Below are 17,540 nucleotides of genomic sequence, written 5' to 3'. Positions count from 1 at the left end.
AAGCGGATCGGAAGCGGTCCGCCGCTGGTGGCGGAAGCGGCCCGGCCGGTCTCCTGGGGGAATGACCTCACCAGCGACCGTCCGCCGCCCCGCCGACGTGCCGCGCGGTGCGCAGGAACGCGCCGACGGCCGACAGGTCCGTCCGTTCCAGGTCGGCCGGGCGTATCACCACGCGCAGCTCCGGCGCGGTCGCCGGCTCGTGGCGGCAGTGCGCGGCGAAGCTCTCCGCGATCATCAGCAGCAACTGGGTACGGTCCAGCTCCACGACCCGGGCCAGCCCGGAGCCGATCAGCGGGAGCGCGACCGGCTTGAACAGCCCGTACCGGGCGACGGCCGGCCACAGCGCGTCCAGGCTGGCGCGCAGCTCGTCCGGGGCCGAGCGGGCGACGAGGTCGTTGCCGAGCCGGGAGTAGGCGACGGCGAAGACCCGGCGGCCGTCCACCGGCAGCGGCACGGTGGTGCCGAGCGGATACCGCACGCGCCGGCCCCGGGGTTTGTCCTGCGGGCGTTCGGTGCGCAGCGGCCGTACCGACTTGAGCCCGGCCTGGAGCCGGTCGTCGAGCGAACGGCGGTCCCCGCCGAACAGCCTCTCCACCAACTGGCCCTGCACGCTCTCCCGGCTGATCACCAGGTCCCGTTCGGTCGCCGTGTCGAAGGTGTCGGTGAAGCCGACCACCAGATTGGCGTCGTGCTGGTCGAAGAGGTCGCCCCGCACCACCACCAGGTCCGGGCCGGGCACGCCGACCGGCTGCCGCAGCAGCTCCCGTCCGTGCCGCTCCCGCAGCCGCTCCCGCAGGGAGTCGAGCAGCGCCGCCGCCTCGGGGTCGTCCGGCCGCTCCCGCACCAGCCGCTCGGCCACCGGCAGCGCCAGGTCGTGCCTGCCCAACTCGACGCGGCTGCGGATGAGTTGGCGCCGGGCGGTCTCCTGGAGGGCGGTCAGCCGGCGGATCAGCGGCAGCGCGAAGGCGTCGTCGCTCGCCTCGGTCAGGGGGCGCCCGCGGACCAGGGCGAGCGCGGCGGCCAGCCGGTCGGCGGCGGAGGCGGGCGCCGCCAGCAGCGCCGAGTCGACCAGCGCGGTGAAGTCCGCGCAGTCCAGCTCGCCCGGTCCCAGCACCAGTCGGTACGCGGTCTCCGGCACCGGGGCCGCCATCAACTGCTCGGTGCGCAGCACCCGGGCGCCGGTGCCGCTCTGGCCGGGGTCGAGTGCGCGGCGCAGTTCGAGGACGCGCTTCTGCACCTCGTTGCGCCGCCGGTGGGCCTGGCTGTGGCGCTCGTCGTCGACCGCCCAGACGTCCCGGCGCAGCACCCGCACCGGCACCGGCTCGCCCTCGGCGGCCACCAGACGGACCAGCAGCCGTTTCGTCAGGGGGGTCAACCGGACAGGTACGCCGTCGACTTCCAGTGTGGCCGGTCCCAGAACGCTCACGCGGATACGGGCCATGCACATGGTCTCCACTCGTTCCGCCCTCCCCCGCCGAGTGGTCGAAGGCGGGGATTTCGCAGCGTACCAACTGTGGTTTAGGGGGAGTTGTGGTTTCGCTCGGTTCGCGCGGGACCGGTCCGGCGATCCTTCCGCGGTGGTGGACCCGACGCGGTGCGGCCGGCCCCGGCACGGCGCCCCGGCCCCCGGCGCGGCGCCGCGGGGGCGGCCCGGGGGCGAGGTGGCGGGGCCCGCTCGGCGGGGCGCGGGCCCGGCGGGTCTTCGTCGGCAGTGTGATGGCCGCCTTCGGCGGCATCTCCGCCGTGATCCAGTTCGTCGGACAGCTCTTCCCCGAGGCGCTGCCGGCCGCGGCCCCGCTGACGGCGGCGTCCGTCCTGCTCTGCCTGGCCTGGGGGCTGGTGCGCAGCCGGCCGGTGGTGGCGGTGCGGCAGGAGTTCCGGCGGCCCAACATGGCGGTGACGGTGGGGCCGGGCGACCTCTTCGACGAGCCCGCCCACCTGGTCGTCGGCTTCAGCGACACCTTCGACACCGATGTGCGCGGCGGCCTCGTCATCAGCGACGGCAGCGTGCAGGGCCAGATGCTGGCCCGCCGATACGACGGGGACGCGGCCCGCCTCGACGCGGAACTGGACGCCGCCCTGCGCGCCGCCCGGCCGGTCGCCCGGGAGAGCCGGGAGGACAAACCGCACGGGAAGCGGGACCGCTACCCCATCGGCACGGTGGCGGTGCTCGGCAGCCGGCCCCGGCTGGTGTTCGCGGTGGCCTACAGCCGGATCGGCAACGACCTCGTGGCCCGCTCCAGCACCGAGGAGCTGTGGCTGAGCCTCAACCGGGTCTGGGACGCCGTCTACCGGCACGGCCAGCTCGACTGCGTCGCCCTGCCGCTGATCGGCTCGGGGCTGTCCCGGCTGCACGGGCTGGACGAGGAGAGCCTGCTGCGGCTGATCCTGCTCTCCTTCATCACCCGGTCCCGGGAGCGGATGATCTGCCGGGAGCTGCGGGTGGTGCTGCGCCCGGCCGAGCTGGGCCGGATCGACCTGGCGGAGGTCTCCGCCTTCCTGCGCGTCCTCGCCGCCGACGTGGGCCGGGCGGGCACCGCCTGAGCCGGGCGCGGGGCGCGGGCCGCGGGGCGCGGAGCGCGGGCCGTACCCGCGACGGCGGACGGTGCCGGCCCCGGGGGTGGGACCCGGGACCGGCACCGTCCGTGCGCCGAAGAGCGCGGAAGAGCACGCGGGGGAGTGCGCGGCGGCGTGCGCGCCAGGAGTGCGCCAGGAGCGCGCCGGGGGCTCGCGCCTCGGAGGGCGGGCGCCTCAGGGGTGCAGGACCACCTTGGTGTAGCCCTCGATCCGCTTGTCGAACTTGTCGTACGCCGACGACGCCTGCGTCAGGGGCAGTTCGTGGGAGACGACGAAGCTGGGCTTCGCCCGGCCCTCGATGATCATGTCCCGGAGCTGGCGGTTGTAGCGCTTGACGTTGCACTGGCCGGTGCCGACCCGCAGGCCCTTCTCGAAGAGCTTGCCGATCGCCACGAGGAGCTTGCCCTGTTTGGCCTGCTCGTCGGGGCCGCCCGGGTCGGCCGGCACGTAGAGCCCCGGCACGCCGAGCGCGCCGGTGGGCCGGACCGTGCCGACGAGGGAGTTGAGGACGGTGGCCGGCTCCTCCTCGCCGCCGCTGCGGCCGGTCGCCTGGTAGCCGACGGCGTCCACGCCCTTGTCGGTGCCGATGCCGTCGGTCTGGTCCTTGATCTGCTCGATCGGGTCGCCCGCGGAGAAGTCGATGGGCACCGCGCCGATCTCCCGGGCCTTCTGCAACCGCTCGGGGACGCGGTCGACGACGAACACCTTCTTCGCGCCGCGCAGCAGCGCCGAGTAGGCGGCCATGAGGCCCACGGGCCCGGCCCCGTACACCGCGACGCTCTCCCCGGGGCGGACCTGGGCGAGTTCGCAGCCGTGGTACCCGGTGGGGAAGATGTCGGCGAGCAGGATGAAGTCCGTCTCGTGCTCGGTCCCCTCGGGGAGCTTCAGGCAGTTGAAGTCCGCGTAGGGGACGCGCAGGTACTCGGCCTGGCCGCCCTGCCAGGGCCCCATGGCGACGTAGCCGTAGGCCCCGCCCGCGAAGCCCGGGTTCACGGTCGTGCAGTATCCGGTGAACCCCTCGGAGCAGTTCCGGCAGAAGCCGCACGCCACGTTGAAGGGCATGACCACGCGGTCGCCCTGCTTCAGGGAGGTGACGCCGGCGCCGACCTCCTCGACGATGCCCATGTTCTCGTGGCCGAAGACGATGCCGGGCTCGGCGGCGGTGCGGCCCTCGTACATGTGCAGGTCGGAACCGCATATCGCGGTGGAGGTGACCTTCACGATCACATCGTTGGGGTGCTGGATTGCGGGTTTGTCCACGTCCTCGACCGCGACGGTGAACGGCCCCTTGTAGACGACGGCCTTCATGGGTGGCCCTTCCGTTCGACGACACACGTGAGTCGGTCACGCCTGCCCTGCCCGTCCCCCGCGTGACCCATCTCTCATGGTTCTCCGGCCCGCGGGATCGGGCAAGTCGGTAGTCTCCGGTGAATACCCTGGTACGGGGCGTGAAAATTCACGAACCTCATGAAAACGGGCGGCCTCCCCCGGGGAGACGCCCGAAGAAGGCCGCCCGGGGAATCCGCCCGGAGACATCGGTCCCGCGTGGAGGAATCCCGCCGGCGGTACACCGGAGAAACACCGGGAAATCAACGCCGGGGAACGCCAGGAAAAGGTGAGCGAGGGAAAGAGATGTCCGCACAACGACTGGGGACGCTGCTGGTCCCCGTGCCGGGTCTGTCCGGCACCACCTACCCGCCGGGGACGACCGTGACCGTCCGGGGCCGGGGCGCGACCGTCGACGCCTTCGTCGGCGGCGACTGGCTCCCGCTGTCCTGGTGGGAGTTCTCCGACGGACTCCGCGAGGACATCGCGGACCGCTGAGCGCGGCCCCGGCCCGTGGCCGTCAGTCGACCCGCACCCAGTCCAGGGTGCGCTCGACCGCCCGCTTCCAGCCCGCGTAGCCGCTCTGGCGCTGGTCCTCGCTCCACTGCGGGCTCCAGCGCTTCGACTCCTGCCAGTGGGAGCGCAGCTCGTCGGTGTCGCGCCAGAAGCCGGTGGCGAGCCCGGCCGCGTAGGCGGCGCCGAGCGCGGTGGTCTCGGCCACCACCGGCCGGCTGACCGGGACGCCCAGCACGTCCGCCTGGATCTGCATGCACAGGTCGTTCGCGGTGACCCCGCCGTCGACCTTGAGCACGTCCAGGTGCACCCCGGAGTCCTGCTCCATGGCGTCGACCACGTCCCGGCTCTGGTAGCAGATGGACTCCAGGGTGGCCCGCGCCACGTGCCCCTGCGTGTTGTAGCGGGCCAGGCCGACCATCGCGCCGCGGGCGTCGGAGCGCCAGTACGGGGCGAAGAGGCCGGAGAAGGCCGGGACGAAGTACATGCCGCCGTTGTCCTCCACCGAGCGGGCGAGCTGCTCGCTCTCGGCGGCGGTACGGATGATCTTGAGCTGGTCGCGCAGCCACTGCACGGCAGCCCCGGTGACCGCGATCGACCCCTCCAGCGCGTACACGGGGGGACTGCCCTCGAACTGGTACGCCAGCGTCGTGAGCAGTCCGTGCTGCGAACGCACCAGCTCCGTACCGGTGTTGAGGACCAGGAAGTTGCCGGTGCCGTAGGTGTTCTTGGCCTCGCCGGGGGAGAAGCAGACCTGGCCGACGGTGGCCGCGTGCTGGTCGCCGAGGACCCCGGTGATCGGCACGGCGGCGTTGAGCGGCCGGGAGGTGCGGGCCTGCCCGAAGGCGTCCGGGTGGGACGAGGGGTGGATCGAGGGCAGCATCGAGCGCGGGATGCGGAAGATCTCCAGCAGCTCGTCGTCCCAGTCCAGCGTCTCCAGGTTCATCAGCATGGTGCGGCTGGCGTTGGTGACGTCGGTGGCGTGGACGCCGCCGCCTGGGCCGCCGGTGAGGTTCCACAGCACCCAGGCGTCGGTGTTGCCGAACAGGGCGTGGCCCGCCTCGGCGGCCTCGCGCAGCCCGTCCACGTTCTCCAGCAACCACTTGATCTTGCCGCCGGAGAAGTACGTGGCCGGCGGCAGCCCCGCCTTGTGGCGGATGGTGTCGCCGTGGCCCTCGCGCTCCAGCGCGGCGGCGATGCTGTCGGTGCGGGTGTCCTGCCAGACGATGGCGTTGTAGTAGGGACGCCCGGTGCGCGGGTCCCAGACCACGGTCGTCTCGCGCTGGTTGGTGATGCCGATCGCCTTGAGGTCGGAGGCGGTGAGCCCGCCGCTGCGCAGGGCGTTCTGGATCACCGTGTTGGTGCGCTCCCAGATCTCCACCGGGTCGTGCTCGACCCAGCCGGACCGCGGCAGGATCTGGTCGTGTTCGAGCTGGTGCCGGGCCACCTCGCTGCCTGCGTGATCGAAGATCATGAAGCGCGTACTGGTGGTTCCCTGGTCCACCGCGCCGACGAACTCGGGCATGGTTGCCGCCTCTTCTCGGGTTCCTGGTGTCGTTGCGCTCTCGGGGGGACGGCCGGGACCCGAGGGCCCCGGCCGCCGGGCCTACGAGGGTTCTTCGGTGGCGGGACCCTCTTCCCGCTCCCCGTGCAGCAACCGGACCACCGGCGTGATGAGCAGGTCGTAGACGAGGGCGCCGATGACGCCGCCGATGAGCGGGCCGACGATGGGAATCCACCAGTAGCCGCTGAACCACTGGAAGGTGCCGGGTAGCGCGATGTCGCCCCAGCCCTCCATGAAGGTGAACAGGCGCGGGCCGAAGTCGCGGGCCGGGTTGATCGCGTACCCGGCGTTGGTCCCGAAGGCCAGGCCGATCGCGACGACCACCAGGCCGATGAGGAACGGGCCGAGGTTCGACATCGGCGCCGTGTTGCGGGTGTCGGTGAGCGCGCAGATCAGCAACAGCAGGATTCCGGTGCCGATGATCTGGTCGAGCAGCGGTCCCCACCAGGAATTGCCGAAATACTCGGCCGGGAACGTGGCGAAGATCGAGTACGTCGCCAGTGACTGGTCGCGTGGTGCGCCGGATTTGGCGATGGCCGCGTCGATGGCCCACCGGTAACTCGAATAGACCAGGGCGGCGGCGGTGAAGGCGCCCACGAGCTGGGCGAACCAGTAGGGCAGGATCTTCTTCAGCGGGAATTGCCGCCGTACGGCGAAGGCGAGGGTCACCGCGGGGTTGAGGTGGGCGCCGCTGACGCCGCCGGCGACGTACACGCCGAAGACCACGGCCAGGCCCCAGCCCCAGGCGATGATCAGCCAGTTGGCCGGTCCGAATTCCCCGACCTGGCGGCCCGAACCGGGCAGACCGGCGACGGCGACGGCCACCGATCCGACGCCGAAGAGAATCAGGACGAACGTTCCGAGGAACTCGGCGATCATTTCGCCGCCGAGATGATCTCGTCGAATACCTCGTCGACGAACAACGCGTGCCGCCACCGGGCCTCCTCGTATCGGTAATGACCGCAAATTTGGCGATCTTCACCGAAACGTAGTGCAAAGGAAGATCATCGGCGGGTGCGCGCAGGGGACTCCAGGGAATTTCGCCTCCATGGAGTAGATGAGGCGTCCGTCCGCGCGGCGCGGGTGGGCCATTCGGCGCCACGCGGACCCCGGGCCCCCGGTGCGGGTCCGGCGCCGGCCGGGCCCGCACCGGGGGGCGGGTGCGCCGTCCCCCGGTGCGGCGCGCGAGCCGCCGGCCTAGGGCCGGCGGTGGTAGGCGGACAGTCCCTGGAGGGCGTCGGTACGGCGCCAGTCGGAGCCGGTGTCGTTGACGGCGCAGCCCGCGAGCTTGAGCCGCTCGACGATCTTGCCGACGGCCGTCGCGGAGCCGTCGAAGCGGATGACGTTGCGGCCGGCGATGTCGGAGACCGGCCGCAGGTCGCCGCATTCGACGATGAGCGTCCGCTGCGGGTAGGCCATCAGCACCATCCCCAGTTCGATCAGGACGTTGGGCCGCGGCTGGCAGACCGGGCGGGTCTCGTACTCCGGCTCGTTCCAGCCCCGCAGGGCCGGGTGCAGGGTCACGATGTCGTCCGGCGTGAGCAGGACCAGCGCCGCCCGCGCCTGGGCCGGGGCGGCGGAGACGACGTCGCCGAGGAACGGCGAGGTGTGCCCGGTGGCCCGGACCAGGTCCTCCCACTCCTTGGGCCGCAGGTCGATCCGGCGCAGCAGCTCGAAGACGGCGCTGCGGGCCTGTTCGTCGCGCCCGTGGACGACGAAGACGCCGCGGGCCCGGTCGGGGTCGGTGCCGTCGAGCACCGGGTCGGCCACGGCGGGCCGGGTGGGCGGGGAGGCGGGGGGCGGCGGGGCGGCGGAGCCGTTCCCGAAGATCTGGGTGCCCTGGTTGCCGACGCTCTGGTTGCCGCCGAAGTTGTTGGTGCTGTGGGCGCCGAAGGAACTCTGGCCGAAGTCGTTGTCGTGGAAGTGGTGGCCGCTCATGCGGGTCGTGCCTCCCTGGTGCCCGGCGGGGTGTCGAAGGACTGGTGGCCGCGGTTGTTGACGCTCTGGTTGCCGCCGAAGTTGTTGGCGCTGTTGGCACCGAAGTTCTGCTGGAGGATGTGGGTCTGGTTGGCCTCGTGGTCCCGGGTGTCGACGTCGTGGTCGCGCAGGAAGTCGCCGACGATCTGGAGCAGGTGCCGCTCGACGATCTGCGTGTACTTGCTGGCGTCGGTCTCCTGGAAGAAGTGGTGGAACCGGTCGTTGGTGGCCATCTCGCGGACGCTGGTGTGCGCCCCGCGGTTGACGACGGTCAGCGCGTAGCGGCCGAGGCGGAACTCGCTGAGGTCGTCGGGCTGCGGGATGCGGGCCCGGACCGTGTCGCGGCGCAGCCGCCGGGGCAGCCGCTCCCGCAGCGGGTTGGTGATCAGCCGCAGGAACTCGCCGGGCCCGTTGCGCGTCACGTCCCACGCGATGCGCCACATCATCCGGGTGTCGATCCGCGCGGGCAGCCGGTCGACCAGGCGGAAGCTCTCGACCACGGGGGCGAGGACGTACGTGTAGAACTCGGTGTGCAGGGTGTTGCCCTTGATGTCGAAGCCGACGAACACCGTGACCACCAGCTCCTGTTCCCAGGAGCCGATCCGGATGCACAGGTACTCGCGGTCGGCGTCGTACCCCTCCCGCCAGTGCTCGTCCTCGGCGCGCGGGCGCGGCGGCGCCGTGGGCGGCGGTCCGTCGACCGTCTCGATGGCCGTGGTGAAGCGGCGCCGGTCGACGGAGAGCGCGCGGACGCGGTCGGCCGGGCGGGGGGTGCCGCGCAGTTCCGCGAGCATCCGCTCGGCGACCCGGGTGGTGATCTCGTCCGGGGTGAACGGGACGATCGGCCGGCGCTCGACCGGGGTGCCGGGCGGCGGCGCGTCCGGGCCGGCGCCGGGCGGCGGGACCTGTCCGTTGCGCAGCAGGCGCTCGGCCAGGCTGGGCGGGTGGAGCGGCGTGCCGATCAGCAGTTCCGCGTTGGACCAGCGGCGCACCAGCACGCCCGAGCCGACGAACGGCTTGTACCCGCCGTAGAACACGGTCTCGGCCGCCTGCTCGGCGCGGACCTTCCCGACCAGCTCCGGGGTGAGGTGGCTGGTCATCGGGTACCGGCCGTCGAAGCCGCCGGCGCCGTCGCCGCGCGGTCTCAGGCGGGTGATGAGGGTCTGGAGGATGGCCACACGGCGTACGAAGAGGGTGGCCCAGGTCAGCCAGGCGAAGAGCAGGAGGGCCGGCCAGCCGTCGATCACGTCCGTGAACAGCAGGAGGGCGAGGACGGCGGCCCCGGCGAGCAGCACGGCGACCTGGGCGCGGCGCAGGTTGAGCGCGGCGAGGGCGTGCGCCAGCACGGGCACCGCGTCGTAGCCGTAGGAGGGGGCGACCACCCGGTAGCGCTCGCCGAGCAGTTCGCGGATGACGGCCTTGCGGTAGACGGGGTCGAGGTAGGTGCCCGCGCAGAGCAGCCGGGTGGCGTCGCTGTGCGCGTCCGGGCGCGGGGGCGAGGAGTCGACGGTCATGGCGTGTCCTCAGTCCTTCTCCTGGATGTCGGCCGAGACGATCTCGCCGCCGCGCACCGTGTAGGTCCCGCCGTACGTCTGCCAGGAGCCGTCCGTGTGCCAGGCCACGAAGGTGACCGACACGGTCTCCCCCGCCGTGCCGTCGATGGTGACCTCGTCCCGGGCGGTCGTGCCGAAGCCGGCGGCGAAGTGGTCGTAGTCGGGGTCGAGGTTCCGGCCGCCCAGGTACCAGGCGGTGCTGTAGTCACCCCGGTTGATGGCGTCGAAGTACGCCGTGACGACGGACGAGGGCCCGGTCGGTGCGGGGTCGTCCACGATGCCGCCGGTGGTCTCCTCGGTGCCGTAGGTCGCGTCGTCGGTGGGGTCCGTCGCTTCGGCGGGGTCCTCGGTCCAGGCCGGTCCGGTGTCGCCGGGGGTGTCGTCCCCCTCGTTCGTCGTGCCCTCGGTGCCGAAGGGGTCGCCGCCCGGGAAGGCGCCCCCCGACGTGCTGCCGGGGAAGCCGCCGTAGTACGGGTCGTCGCCGCCGCTGCCGGACGTGGAGAGCAGGACGACCAGGACCACCGTGAGCAGGAACGGGACGCCGATGAAGAGCAGGGTCTGGTTGCGTATCCGTCCGGGCGCGAGCGTGAGCCCCAGCGCCGGGTAGGGCCCCGGGCCGTCGGCCGGGGTATGTGTGTCACTCATCTGTCACCTCACTGCCGCACCGCCGCCGGGCGCCTCGGTCCGGGGCCGGCCGGCCCGAGCGGGCCGTGTGCCATGTGCGTCGCCCGATACGACCAGGGAGAGCGCTTCCGAAACCAGATTTCTGGACTTCCGATGCGCTTCCGATCGGCTTCCGGCGATGGCCGAGAAGGTGGGGGCGAAGCGCCCCGGTGAGACGGCGGGGCGGTGGCGCGGCCGGGTGGCGTGAGCCGGCGTGCGCGCGGCGGGGGACGGGGCGCGGGGGAGGGCGGTCCCCGTCCGGGCCGGCGCGGGCCGGGCGGCGCCGGCCCGGATCGGCCCAGGTCGGCCCGGGTCAGCCCAGGACGACGTCCACGCCGGCCCGGCCGAGCGCCCCGGCCAGTTCCGCCGGGCAGGCGGTGTCGGTGACGAGGGTGTCGAAGCCGTCCAGCTCGCACACCCGGTGCGCGGCGGTGCGGCCGAACTTGCTGGAGTCGGCCAGGACGCAGCGGCGGGAGGCGTTGGCCAGCATGGCGCGTTTGGTGGCGACCTCGTCGACGTGGAAGTCGGTCAGCCCGTAGGGGGCGATGCCGCCCGAGCCCAGGAAGACGGCGTCCGCCCGCAGGTTCCGGAAGAACTCCACCGTCTGGGCGTTGGAGCAGGCCAGGTCGCCGGCCCGGAGCCGGCCGCCGCTGACCAGCACCTCCACGCGCGGGCGGGTGCTGACCTCCGCGGCCACCAGCAGCGAGGGCGTGGCGATGACGCCGGCGTGGTCGGCGGGGAGCGCGCGGGCCACCTCCAGCGCGGTGGTGCCGACGTCGATGACGATGGTCTGGTTCGGCTCGACGAGGGCCGCCGCCGCCCGGCCGATGGCCTGCTTCTCCGCCGCGAGGGTGCCGCTGCGCTCGCTGAAGGACGCCTCCTCGCCGACCGGCGCCTGCGTGCTGGTGGCGCCGCCGTGCACGCGGGTCAGCTCGCCGCTGCGTTCCAGCAGGGCGAGGTCGCGGCGTACCGTCTCGTGGGAGACGCCCAGCAGCGTGGTGAGGTCGTCGGTGGTGACGAACTTCGACCGGGCGATCTCGGCGACGATCCTGCGGTGACGCTCGGCGGCGAGCACGCGCCCACCCCCTTCGCTGTGACCGTTTCTGTGGATCGGTGACTGCATTCTACGGCCCCGGGCGCGGTGTCCGGTCGCGCCCGGACAGCCTGCGGGCCGGTCCCGTCCGGCCCGCCGACCCGTCCGCCGGTACCGGCGGACCGCCGCCGACCGGTCCTGATCCCGGCGTATGCCCTGCGCGTCCGGTTCGCCCCGCCGTGGCCGGAAGGAGACCTCCGCGGGAACTCTTGACGACATACGGGCAAGGGTCCACACTTCCAGGAAAGCTCGGTCAAGAATCCACAGCAACGGTCAGGCGGCGGGGTGCCCGGTCCCGGGAGACCGCGGACGGCGACCCCCGCCCCGCCCGCCGCCACCGGCGGACAGGCCCCCGGCAGACCCCGTACGGTGCGTGCCCGCCCGCCGGCCCGTCCTGTTCCACATGATGTCCACCTTTACCTCCCTATTCCCTCCCTATTCCCTCCCCATCCACCGGCCCCCGCTGACGGGGGGACACTCGAAGCAGGGAAAGTCATGGCACACGCAGACACAGGTCCCCGGGGCGCGAGAGCCGACGGCGACGGCGCCGAGCCCCGGCAGGGGATGGCCCGCGAGCTGGGCTGGTACGCCTCCTTCTCGGTGGCGTTCGGCTTCGTCTCCATCGCCACCGGCATCTTCACCGCGTACGGCTCGGTGCTCGCCACCTCGGGCCCTCGGGGCATCTGGGCCTGGCCGATCACCGTGATCGGACAGCTCTCCATCGCCCTCGTCTTCGGCGCCCTCGCGGCGCGCATCCCGATCAGCGGCTACTCGTACCAGTGGGTGTCGCGCATCCTCGGCCCCGTCTGGGGCTGGATCATGGGCTGGATCTCGTTCGCCTTCCTCGGCGTGGTCCTCGTCGCCGTGGACTACACGATCGCCTCCACGATCCTGCCCGAGCTGTTCCGCTACGTCGGCACCACGCAGAACGCCTGGGTGATCACGGCCGCCGTCGTCCTGCTCCAGGCCATCCTGGTCGCCGCCTCCACCCGCACCACCCACCGGGTCAACAAGGTCGCCGTGACCGTGCAGCTCATCGGCATGATCACCCTGACCGTGCTGCTGTTCGCGGTCGGCGCCTTCACCGGCAAGCTGGACTTCGCCCACCTCTTCGACACCGCCACCATCCCCGAGAGCGGCTACTACGCGCTGGGCGGCGCCACCGAGGCCGGTCCCTTCGCCATGGCCTTCCTGCTGGGCGCCTTCACCATCGTCGGCTTCGAGTCGGCGGCCAACCTGGCCGAGGAGACCAAGAACCCGGCCCGGGTCATCCCCAAGGCGATGGTCCAGGCCGTCATCTCCCTCGGCGTCCTCGGCTTCCTCTTCCTCGTCGCGGTCACCGCGGCGGCCGGCCGCGTCGACGGCCTCGCCTCCTCGGCGACCCCCGTGGCCACCGTGATCACCGCCGTGCTGGGCTCCGTCGTCGGCAAGATCCTGCTCGTCCTCGTCGTCGTCTCGATCTTCTCCTGCGGCCTCGTGATCACCCTGAGCGGCACCCGCCTGGTGTACGCGATGTCCCGCGACGAGCGCTTCCCCGGCTGGCGCCTGCTGCGCCGCGTCCACCGGCGCACCTCGACCCCGCTCAACGCCTCCGTCTTCATGATGCTGATCGCGCAGATCATCCTCATGGTCTTCTCCCGCTCCACCGACGCCCTCTTCGAGCTGTTCTCGGCCGGCACCCTGCTGCCCGCCCTGATCTACGCCGGCACGGTCGCCATGTACGCGGTCAAGCGGCGCTCGCTGCCCCCGTCCCAGGGCTTCTCGCTGGGCCGCTGGGAGGTCCCGGTCCTCGTCGTCGCCGGCGTCTGGCTCGTCTACGAGCTGCTGATCTTCCGCGACGCGTCCTTCCGCGCCCCCTGGATCTACGTCCTGGTGCTCTTCGCCATCGGCGCGGTCTACTTCACCGGACTGATCGTCCGCCGCGGACGCGCCGGGCTGACCATGCCGGACCTGGCCGACGTCGACCGGGCGCTGGACGACGCCGCCGACACCGAGACCGACGGCGCCGCGGTCACCGCCGACGCCGCCGTCGCCGACGCCGCACCGGGAGGACCGCAGCGATGACCACCATCCTCGCCATCGACCAGGGCACTTCGGGAACGAAGGCCATCGTCGTGGACGACGCCGGGGGCACCGTCGCCATCGCCGAGGAGTCCATCCGCCCCGCCTACCTCCCCGGGGGTGCCGTCGAGCAGGACCCGCGCGAACTCCTCGCCTCCGTCCTCGACGCCGGCCGCCGCGCCGTCGCCGAGGCCGGCCGGCCGGTCGACTGCGTCGCCCTGGCCAACCAGGGCGAGACGGTCCTCGCCTGGGACCCCGCCACCGGCACCCCCCTGACCCCGGCCATCGTCTGGCAGGACCGGCGCGCGGAGAGCGTCTGCGCCGGCCTGGCCGGCCACGCCGAGGACATCGCCCGGCGCACCGGCCTCGTCCTCGACCCGTACTTCTCCGCGCCCAAGATGGCCTGGCTGCGCCGCAACCTCACCCGCGAGGGCGTCGTCACCACCACCGACACCTGGCTCGTCCACCATCTGACCGGCGAGTTCGTCACCGACGCCGCCACCGCCAGCCGCTCGCTCCTGCTCGACCTGGACACCGCCGACTGGGACCCGGCCCTCGCCGGCCTCTTCGGCCTCGGCGACGAGAGGCTGCCGCGCATCGTCGCCGGCGACGAGATCGTGGGCACCACCCGGGCCTTCGGCGGCGAGGTCCCGGTGGCCGGCCTCATCGTCGACCAGCAGGCCGCCCTCATCGCCGAGGGCTGCCTCGACGCCGGCTCGGCCAAGTGCACCTACGGCACCGGCGCCTTCCTGCTCGCCAACACCGGCACCGACCCGGTCCGCTCCACCGCCGGCCTGACCACCTCGGTGGCCTGGCGGGCGGCGGGGCAGACCCCGTACTGCGTGGACGGGCAGGTCTACACCGTCGCCTCCGCGGTGCGCTGGCTCCAGGACCTCGGCCTGCTCACCGCCGCGACCGACCTCGACCGGCTCGCCGCCGCCGACGCCGAGGGCGTGCTGTGCGTGCCCGCGTTCGCCGGGCTCGCCGCGCCCTGGTGGGCGCCGGAGGCCACCGCCTCGTTCACCGGCATGACCCTGGCCACCCGGCGCGAACACCTCGTCCTCGCCGTGCTCCAGGGCATCGCCGCCCAGGTCGCCGAGTTGACCTCCCTGGTCGCCGCCGACCTCGGCCGGCCGCTGAGCCGGCTGCGCGCCGACGGCGGACTGACCAACTCCGCCGCGCTGATGCAGGCCCAGGCCGACATCGCCCAGATCCCCGTCGACATCTACCCCCACGCCCACGCCACCCCGCTCGGCGCCGCCGCCCTGGCCCGCTGCGCCCTCGACCCCGCACTCGGCCTGCGGGAAGCCGTCGGCGACTGGCGGCCGGCCACCGTCTACGAACCCCGCTGGTCCGCCGACCGGGCCGAGGAGTACCGCACCACCTGGGCACGGGCCGCAGCGGCCCGCGCCACCGAGGGAGAACACTCATGACCGCCACCCCCCACCGCCCCCACGACGGCGTCTTCGACGTCGCGGTGATCGGAGGAGGCATCGTCGGCGCGGCCATCGCGCGCGAACTGTCCGGCCACGACGTCTCGGTCGCCCTCCTGGAGGCCCGGGACGACGTCGGCGACGGCACCAGCAAGGCCAACACCGCGATCCTGCACACCGGTTTCGACGCCAAGCCCGGCACCCTCGAATCCCGCCTGGTCGCCCGCGGGTACCACCTGCTGAGCGCCTACGCCGAAGAGACCGGCATCCCCGTCGAGCACACCGGCGCCGTCCTGGTCGCCTGGAACGACGAGGAACTGGCCGCGCTGCCCGCCCTCAAGGAGAAGGCCGAGGCCAACGGCTACGCGCACTGCCGCATCGTCGGCGCCGACGAGGTCTACGGCGTCCTGCCCCACCTCGGCGAGGGCGCGCTCGGCGGGCTGACCGTGCCGGACGAGTCCATCATCTGCACCTGGACCACCAACCTCGCCCTCGCCACCGACGCCCAGCGGCGCGGCACCACGGTCCTGCTCCGGCACGCGGTCACGGGGGTCGACACGGGGGACGGGGTCGGGGCCGACACCGCGGACGGGTACGGGGGCGGCGGCGACGGCGTGACCACCCTGCACACCTCCGCCGGCGACGTCCGCGCCCGCTGGGTCGTCAACGCCGCCGGACTCGGCGCCGACCACCTCGACCGGCTCTTCGGCCACGACCGCTTCACCGTCACCCCGCGCCGCGGCGAGCTGTTCGTCTTCGACAAGCTCACCCGCCCCCTCGTCGACAAGATCGTGCTGCCGGTGCCCACCTCCCGCGGCAAGGGCGTCCTCATCTCGCCGACCATCTACGGCAACGTCATGCTCGGCCCCACCGCCGAGGACCTCACCGACCGCACCGACACCGGGACCTCCGAGGACGGCTTCGACTTCCTCCTCACCAAGGGCGAGCGCCTCATGCCGCGTCTGCTCGCCGAGGAGGTCACCGCGAGCTACGCCGGGCTGCGCGCCGCCATCGACCACCCCGACTACCTCATCGAGGCCGACCCCGCCCAGCGCTACCTCCTGGTCGGCGGCATCCGCTCCACCGGCCTGACCGCGGGCATCGCCATCGCCGAACACGTCCGCACCCTGCTGGAGGAGGCGGGGCTGAAGCTGCGCCCGCGGGGCGACGTGCCCGAGCCGCCGCGCATGCCCAACATCGGCGAGGCCGCCCCGCGCCCCTACGAGGACGCCGAGCTGATCGCCCGCGACCCCGCCTACGGCACCGTCGTCTGCTTCTGCGAGCGGGTCACCGAGGGCGAGATCCGCGACGCCTGCCACGCCCCGCTGCCCGCCCGCACCCCCGAGGGGCTGCGCCGCCGCACCCGCGCGATGAACGGCCGCTGCCAGGGCTTCTACTGCGGCGCCGCCGTCGCCGCCCTGAGCGCGCGGCACCACCCCGACGACGGCTGCGGCAGCCGACCCGCCCCCTGCGGCCGTCCCGCCCAGCACAAGGACAACCGATGACCCAGCCGCCCCTGATCACGCCCGACGTCCTCATCATCGGCGGCGGCCCGGCCGGCCTGACCGCCGCCGCCGAACTGGCCGGGCGCGGCGCCGGCCACGTCCTCGTCGCCGACCGGGAGCAGGACGCCGGCGGCATCCCCCGCCACAGCGACCACACCGGCTACGGCCTGCGCGACCTGCGCCGCGTCATGACCGGCCCCGCCTACGCCCGCCACCTCGTACGCCGGGCCACCGAGGCCGGGGCCGACATCCGCACCCGCACCATGGTCACCGGCTGGGCCGACGAGCACACCGCCGAGGTCACCAGCCCCGAGGGCCGCTACCACGTCCGCGCCCGCGCCACCGTGCTCGCCACCGGCGCCCGCGAACGCCCCCGCACCGCCCGCCGCGTCCCCGGCGACCGCCCCCACGGGGTGTACACCACCGGCCAGTTGCAGAACCTCGTCCACCTGCACCACCAGCCCGTCGGCAAACGGGCCGTCATCGTCGGCGGCGAACTGGTGAGCTGGTCGGCGGCGGTCACCCTGCGCGAGGCCGGCTGCACCCCCGCCCTCATGGTCAGCCAGTACCCGAAGGCCGAGTCCTACGGCGCCTTCACCCTGGCCGGGCGGACCGTCCTCGGGGTCCCCGTCGCCACCCGCACCCGGGTCACCCGGGTCATCGGCAAGGGCCGTTGCCAGGCCGTCGAGATCGAGCACCTCGACACCGGCCTGCGCCGCAGGGTCGCCTGCGACACCGTCGTCTTCACCGGCGACTGGATACCCGACCACGAACTCGCCCGCTCGGCCGGAATCACCCTGGACGAGGGCACGCTCGGCCCGCTGACCGACACCGCGCTGCGCACCAGCCGGCCCGGCGTCTTCGCCGCCGGCAACCTGCTGCACCCCGTCGACACCGCCGACGTCGCCGCCCTCGACGGCCGGCACGTCGCCGGGCGGGTCCTCGCCCACCTCGACGGCGCCGACCGGCCCGCCCCGGGCGTCCGCCTGATCGCCGACGCGCCCTTCCGGTGGGTCGCCCCGCAGATCCTGCGCCCCTCGGACCCGGCGCCCGCGCGCGGCCGGCTCCTGCTGTGGACCGACGAGTTCGCCCGCTTCCCGAAGGTGACGATCCGTCAGGACGGGCGGACGGTGGCCCGGCGCACCCTGTCCTGGCCCGCCGCTCCGGGCCGCGTCTTCCGCATCCCCTCCACCCTCCTCGCCGGTGTCTCCCCGACGGGCGGCCCGGTCCACATCGGGCTGGGCTGAGGGCCGGGCCGGGGTCTCGCACGGTCGG

At 73.3% G+C, this 17,540-nt stretch carries 14 protein-coding genes; 6 read left to right on the top strand and 8 right to left on the bottom strand.

Annotation, left to right across the window (positions count from 1 at the left end):
* Positions 1-67: 67 nt before the first annotated feature.
* The gene (locus J5Y05_RS20580; protein ID WP_247614964.1) at positions 68-1,375 is read right to left on the bottom strand and encodes an AfsR/SARP family transcriptional regulator; all 1,308 of its coding nucleotides are present in this window, start codon (positions 1,373-1,375) and stop codon (positions 68-70) included.
* Between the two features lie 341 nt (positions 1,376-1,716).
* On the opposite strand from J5Y05_RS20580, the gene J5Y05_RS20575 reads away from it, so the two are divergent.
* A complete protein-coding gene (locus J5Y05_RS20575; RefSeq protein ID WP_210874487.1) occupies positions 1,717-2,544 on the top strand; it encodes a macro domain-containing protein in 828 nt (275 codons plus the stop codon).
* A gap of 207 nt (positions 2,545-2,751) precedes the next feature.
* On the opposite strand, the gene J5Y05_RS20570 is transcribed toward J5Y05_RS20575, so the two are convergent.
* Complete coding sequence (locus J5Y05_RS20570) at positions 2,752-3,885, bottom strand: glutathione-independent formaldehyde dehydrogenase (protein WP_210874486.1); 1,134 nt, start codon at positions 3,883-3,885, stop codon at positions 2,752-2,754.
* A gap of 324 nt (positions 3,886-4,209) precedes the next feature.
* Between J5Y05_RS20570 and J5Y05_RS20565 the strand changes: the two genes are divergently transcribed.
* A complete protein-coding gene (locus J5Y05_RS20565; RefSeq protein ID WP_030420604.1) occupies positions 4,210-4,401 on the top strand; it encodes a hypothetical protein in 192 nt (63 codons plus the stop codon).
* Between the two features lie 22 nt (positions 4,402-4,423).
* Here the strand turns inward: J5Y05_RS20565 and glpK are convergent, their stop codons facing one another.
* The 6 genes from glpK to J5Y05_RS20535 all read right to left on the bottom strand — a co-directional run bounded on the left by glpK (position 4,424) and on the right by J5Y05_RS20535 (position 11,248).
* Positions 4,424-5,941, bottom strand: coding sequence for a glycerol kinase GlpK (gene glpK / locus J5Y05_RS20560; RefSeq protein ID WP_210874485.1), 1,518 nt, complete (start codon positions 5,939-5,941; stop codon positions 4,424-4,426).
* 81 nt (positions 5,942-6,022) lie between these two features.
* The gene (locus J5Y05_RS20555; RefSeq protein WP_210874484.1) at positions 6,023-6,859 is read right to left on the bottom strand and encodes an MIP/aquaporin family protein; all 837 of its coding nucleotides are present in this window, start codon (positions 6,857-6,859) and stop codon (positions 6,023-6,025) included.
* 318 nt (positions 6,860-7,177) lie between these two features.
* Positions 7,178-7,918: a TIR domain-containing protein gene (locus J5Y05_RS20550; protein ID WP_210874483.1), complete on the bottom strand. Its 741-nt coding sequence runs from the start codon at positions 7,916-7,918 to the stop codon at positions 7,178-7,180.
* Complete coding sequence (locus J5Y05_RS20545; RefSeq protein WP_210874482.1) at positions 7,915-9,471, bottom strand: AbeC-like domain-containing protein; 1,557 nt, start codon at positions 9,469-9,471, stop codon at positions 7,915-7,917. Before J5Y05_RS20545 ends, J5Y05_RS20550 begins: the two co-directional genes overlap by 4 nt.
* A 9-nt stretch (positions 9,472-9,480) precedes the next feature.
* The gene (locus J5Y05_RS20540) at positions 9,481-10,155 is read right to left on the bottom strand and encodes a nuclear transport factor 2-like protein (RefSeq protein WP_210874481.1); all 675 of its coding nucleotides are present in this window, start codon (positions 10,153-10,155) and stop codon (positions 9,481-9,483) included.
* 331 nt (positions 10,156-10,486) lie between these two features.
* Positions 10,487-11,248 carry a DeoR/GlpR family DNA-binding transcription regulator gene (locus J5Y05_RS20535; protein ID WP_210874480.1) on the bottom strand — a complete coding sequence of 254 codons (762 nt, stop codon included), beginning with the start codon at positions 11,246-11,248 and terminating at the stop codon, positions 10,487-10,489.
* Between the two features lie 513 nt (positions 11,249-11,761).
* Here J5Y05_RS20535 and J5Y05_RS20530 point away from each other — a divergent pair.
* From J5Y05_RS20530 to J5Y05_RS20515, 4 genes are read left to right on the top strand one after another with little or no spacing between them, the layout of a single operon-like run.
* Positions 11,762-13,330, top strand: a complete 1,569-nt coding sequence (locus tag J5Y05_RS20530; protein ID WP_210874479.1) for an APC family permease — start codon at positions 11,762-11,764, stop codon at positions 13,328-13,330.
* Complete coding sequence (locus J5Y05_RS20525) at positions 13,327-14,760, top strand: FGGY family carbohydrate kinase (RefSeq protein ID WP_210874478.1); 1,434 nt, start codon at positions 13,327-13,329, stop codon at positions 14,758-14,760. The genes J5Y05_RS20530 and J5Y05_RS20525 overlap by 4 nt, the downstream gene beginning before the upstream one ends.
* Positions 14,757-16,265, top strand: a complete 1,509-nt coding sequence (locus tag J5Y05_RS20520) for an NAD(P)/FAD-dependent oxidoreductase (RefSeq protein WP_210874477.1) — start codon at positions 14,757-14,759, stop codon at positions 16,263-16,265. The genes J5Y05_RS20525 and J5Y05_RS20520 overlap by 4 nt, the downstream gene beginning before the upstream one ends.
* The gene (locus tag J5Y05_RS20515) at positions 16,262-17,512 is read left to right on the top strand and encodes an NAD(P)/FAD-dependent oxidoreductase (RefSeq protein WP_210874476.1); all 1,251 of its coding nucleotides are present in this window, start codon (positions 16,262-16,264) and stop codon (positions 17,510-17,512) included. Before J5Y05_RS20520 ends, J5Y05_RS20515 begins: the two co-directional genes overlap by 4 nt.
* The last annotated feature ends 28 nt before the right edge of the window (positions 17,513-17,540 follow it).

Origin of the sequence: Streptomyces tagetis (assembly GCF_018069565.1) — a bacterium.
Classification (GTDB): Bacteria; Actinomycetota; Actinomycetes; order Streptomycetales; family Streptomycetaceae; genus Streptomyces; species Streptomyces tagetis.
The sequence above is the reverse complement of the archived record's forward strand: the minus strand, read 5'-3'. Positions and strand labels throughout refer to the sequence as shown.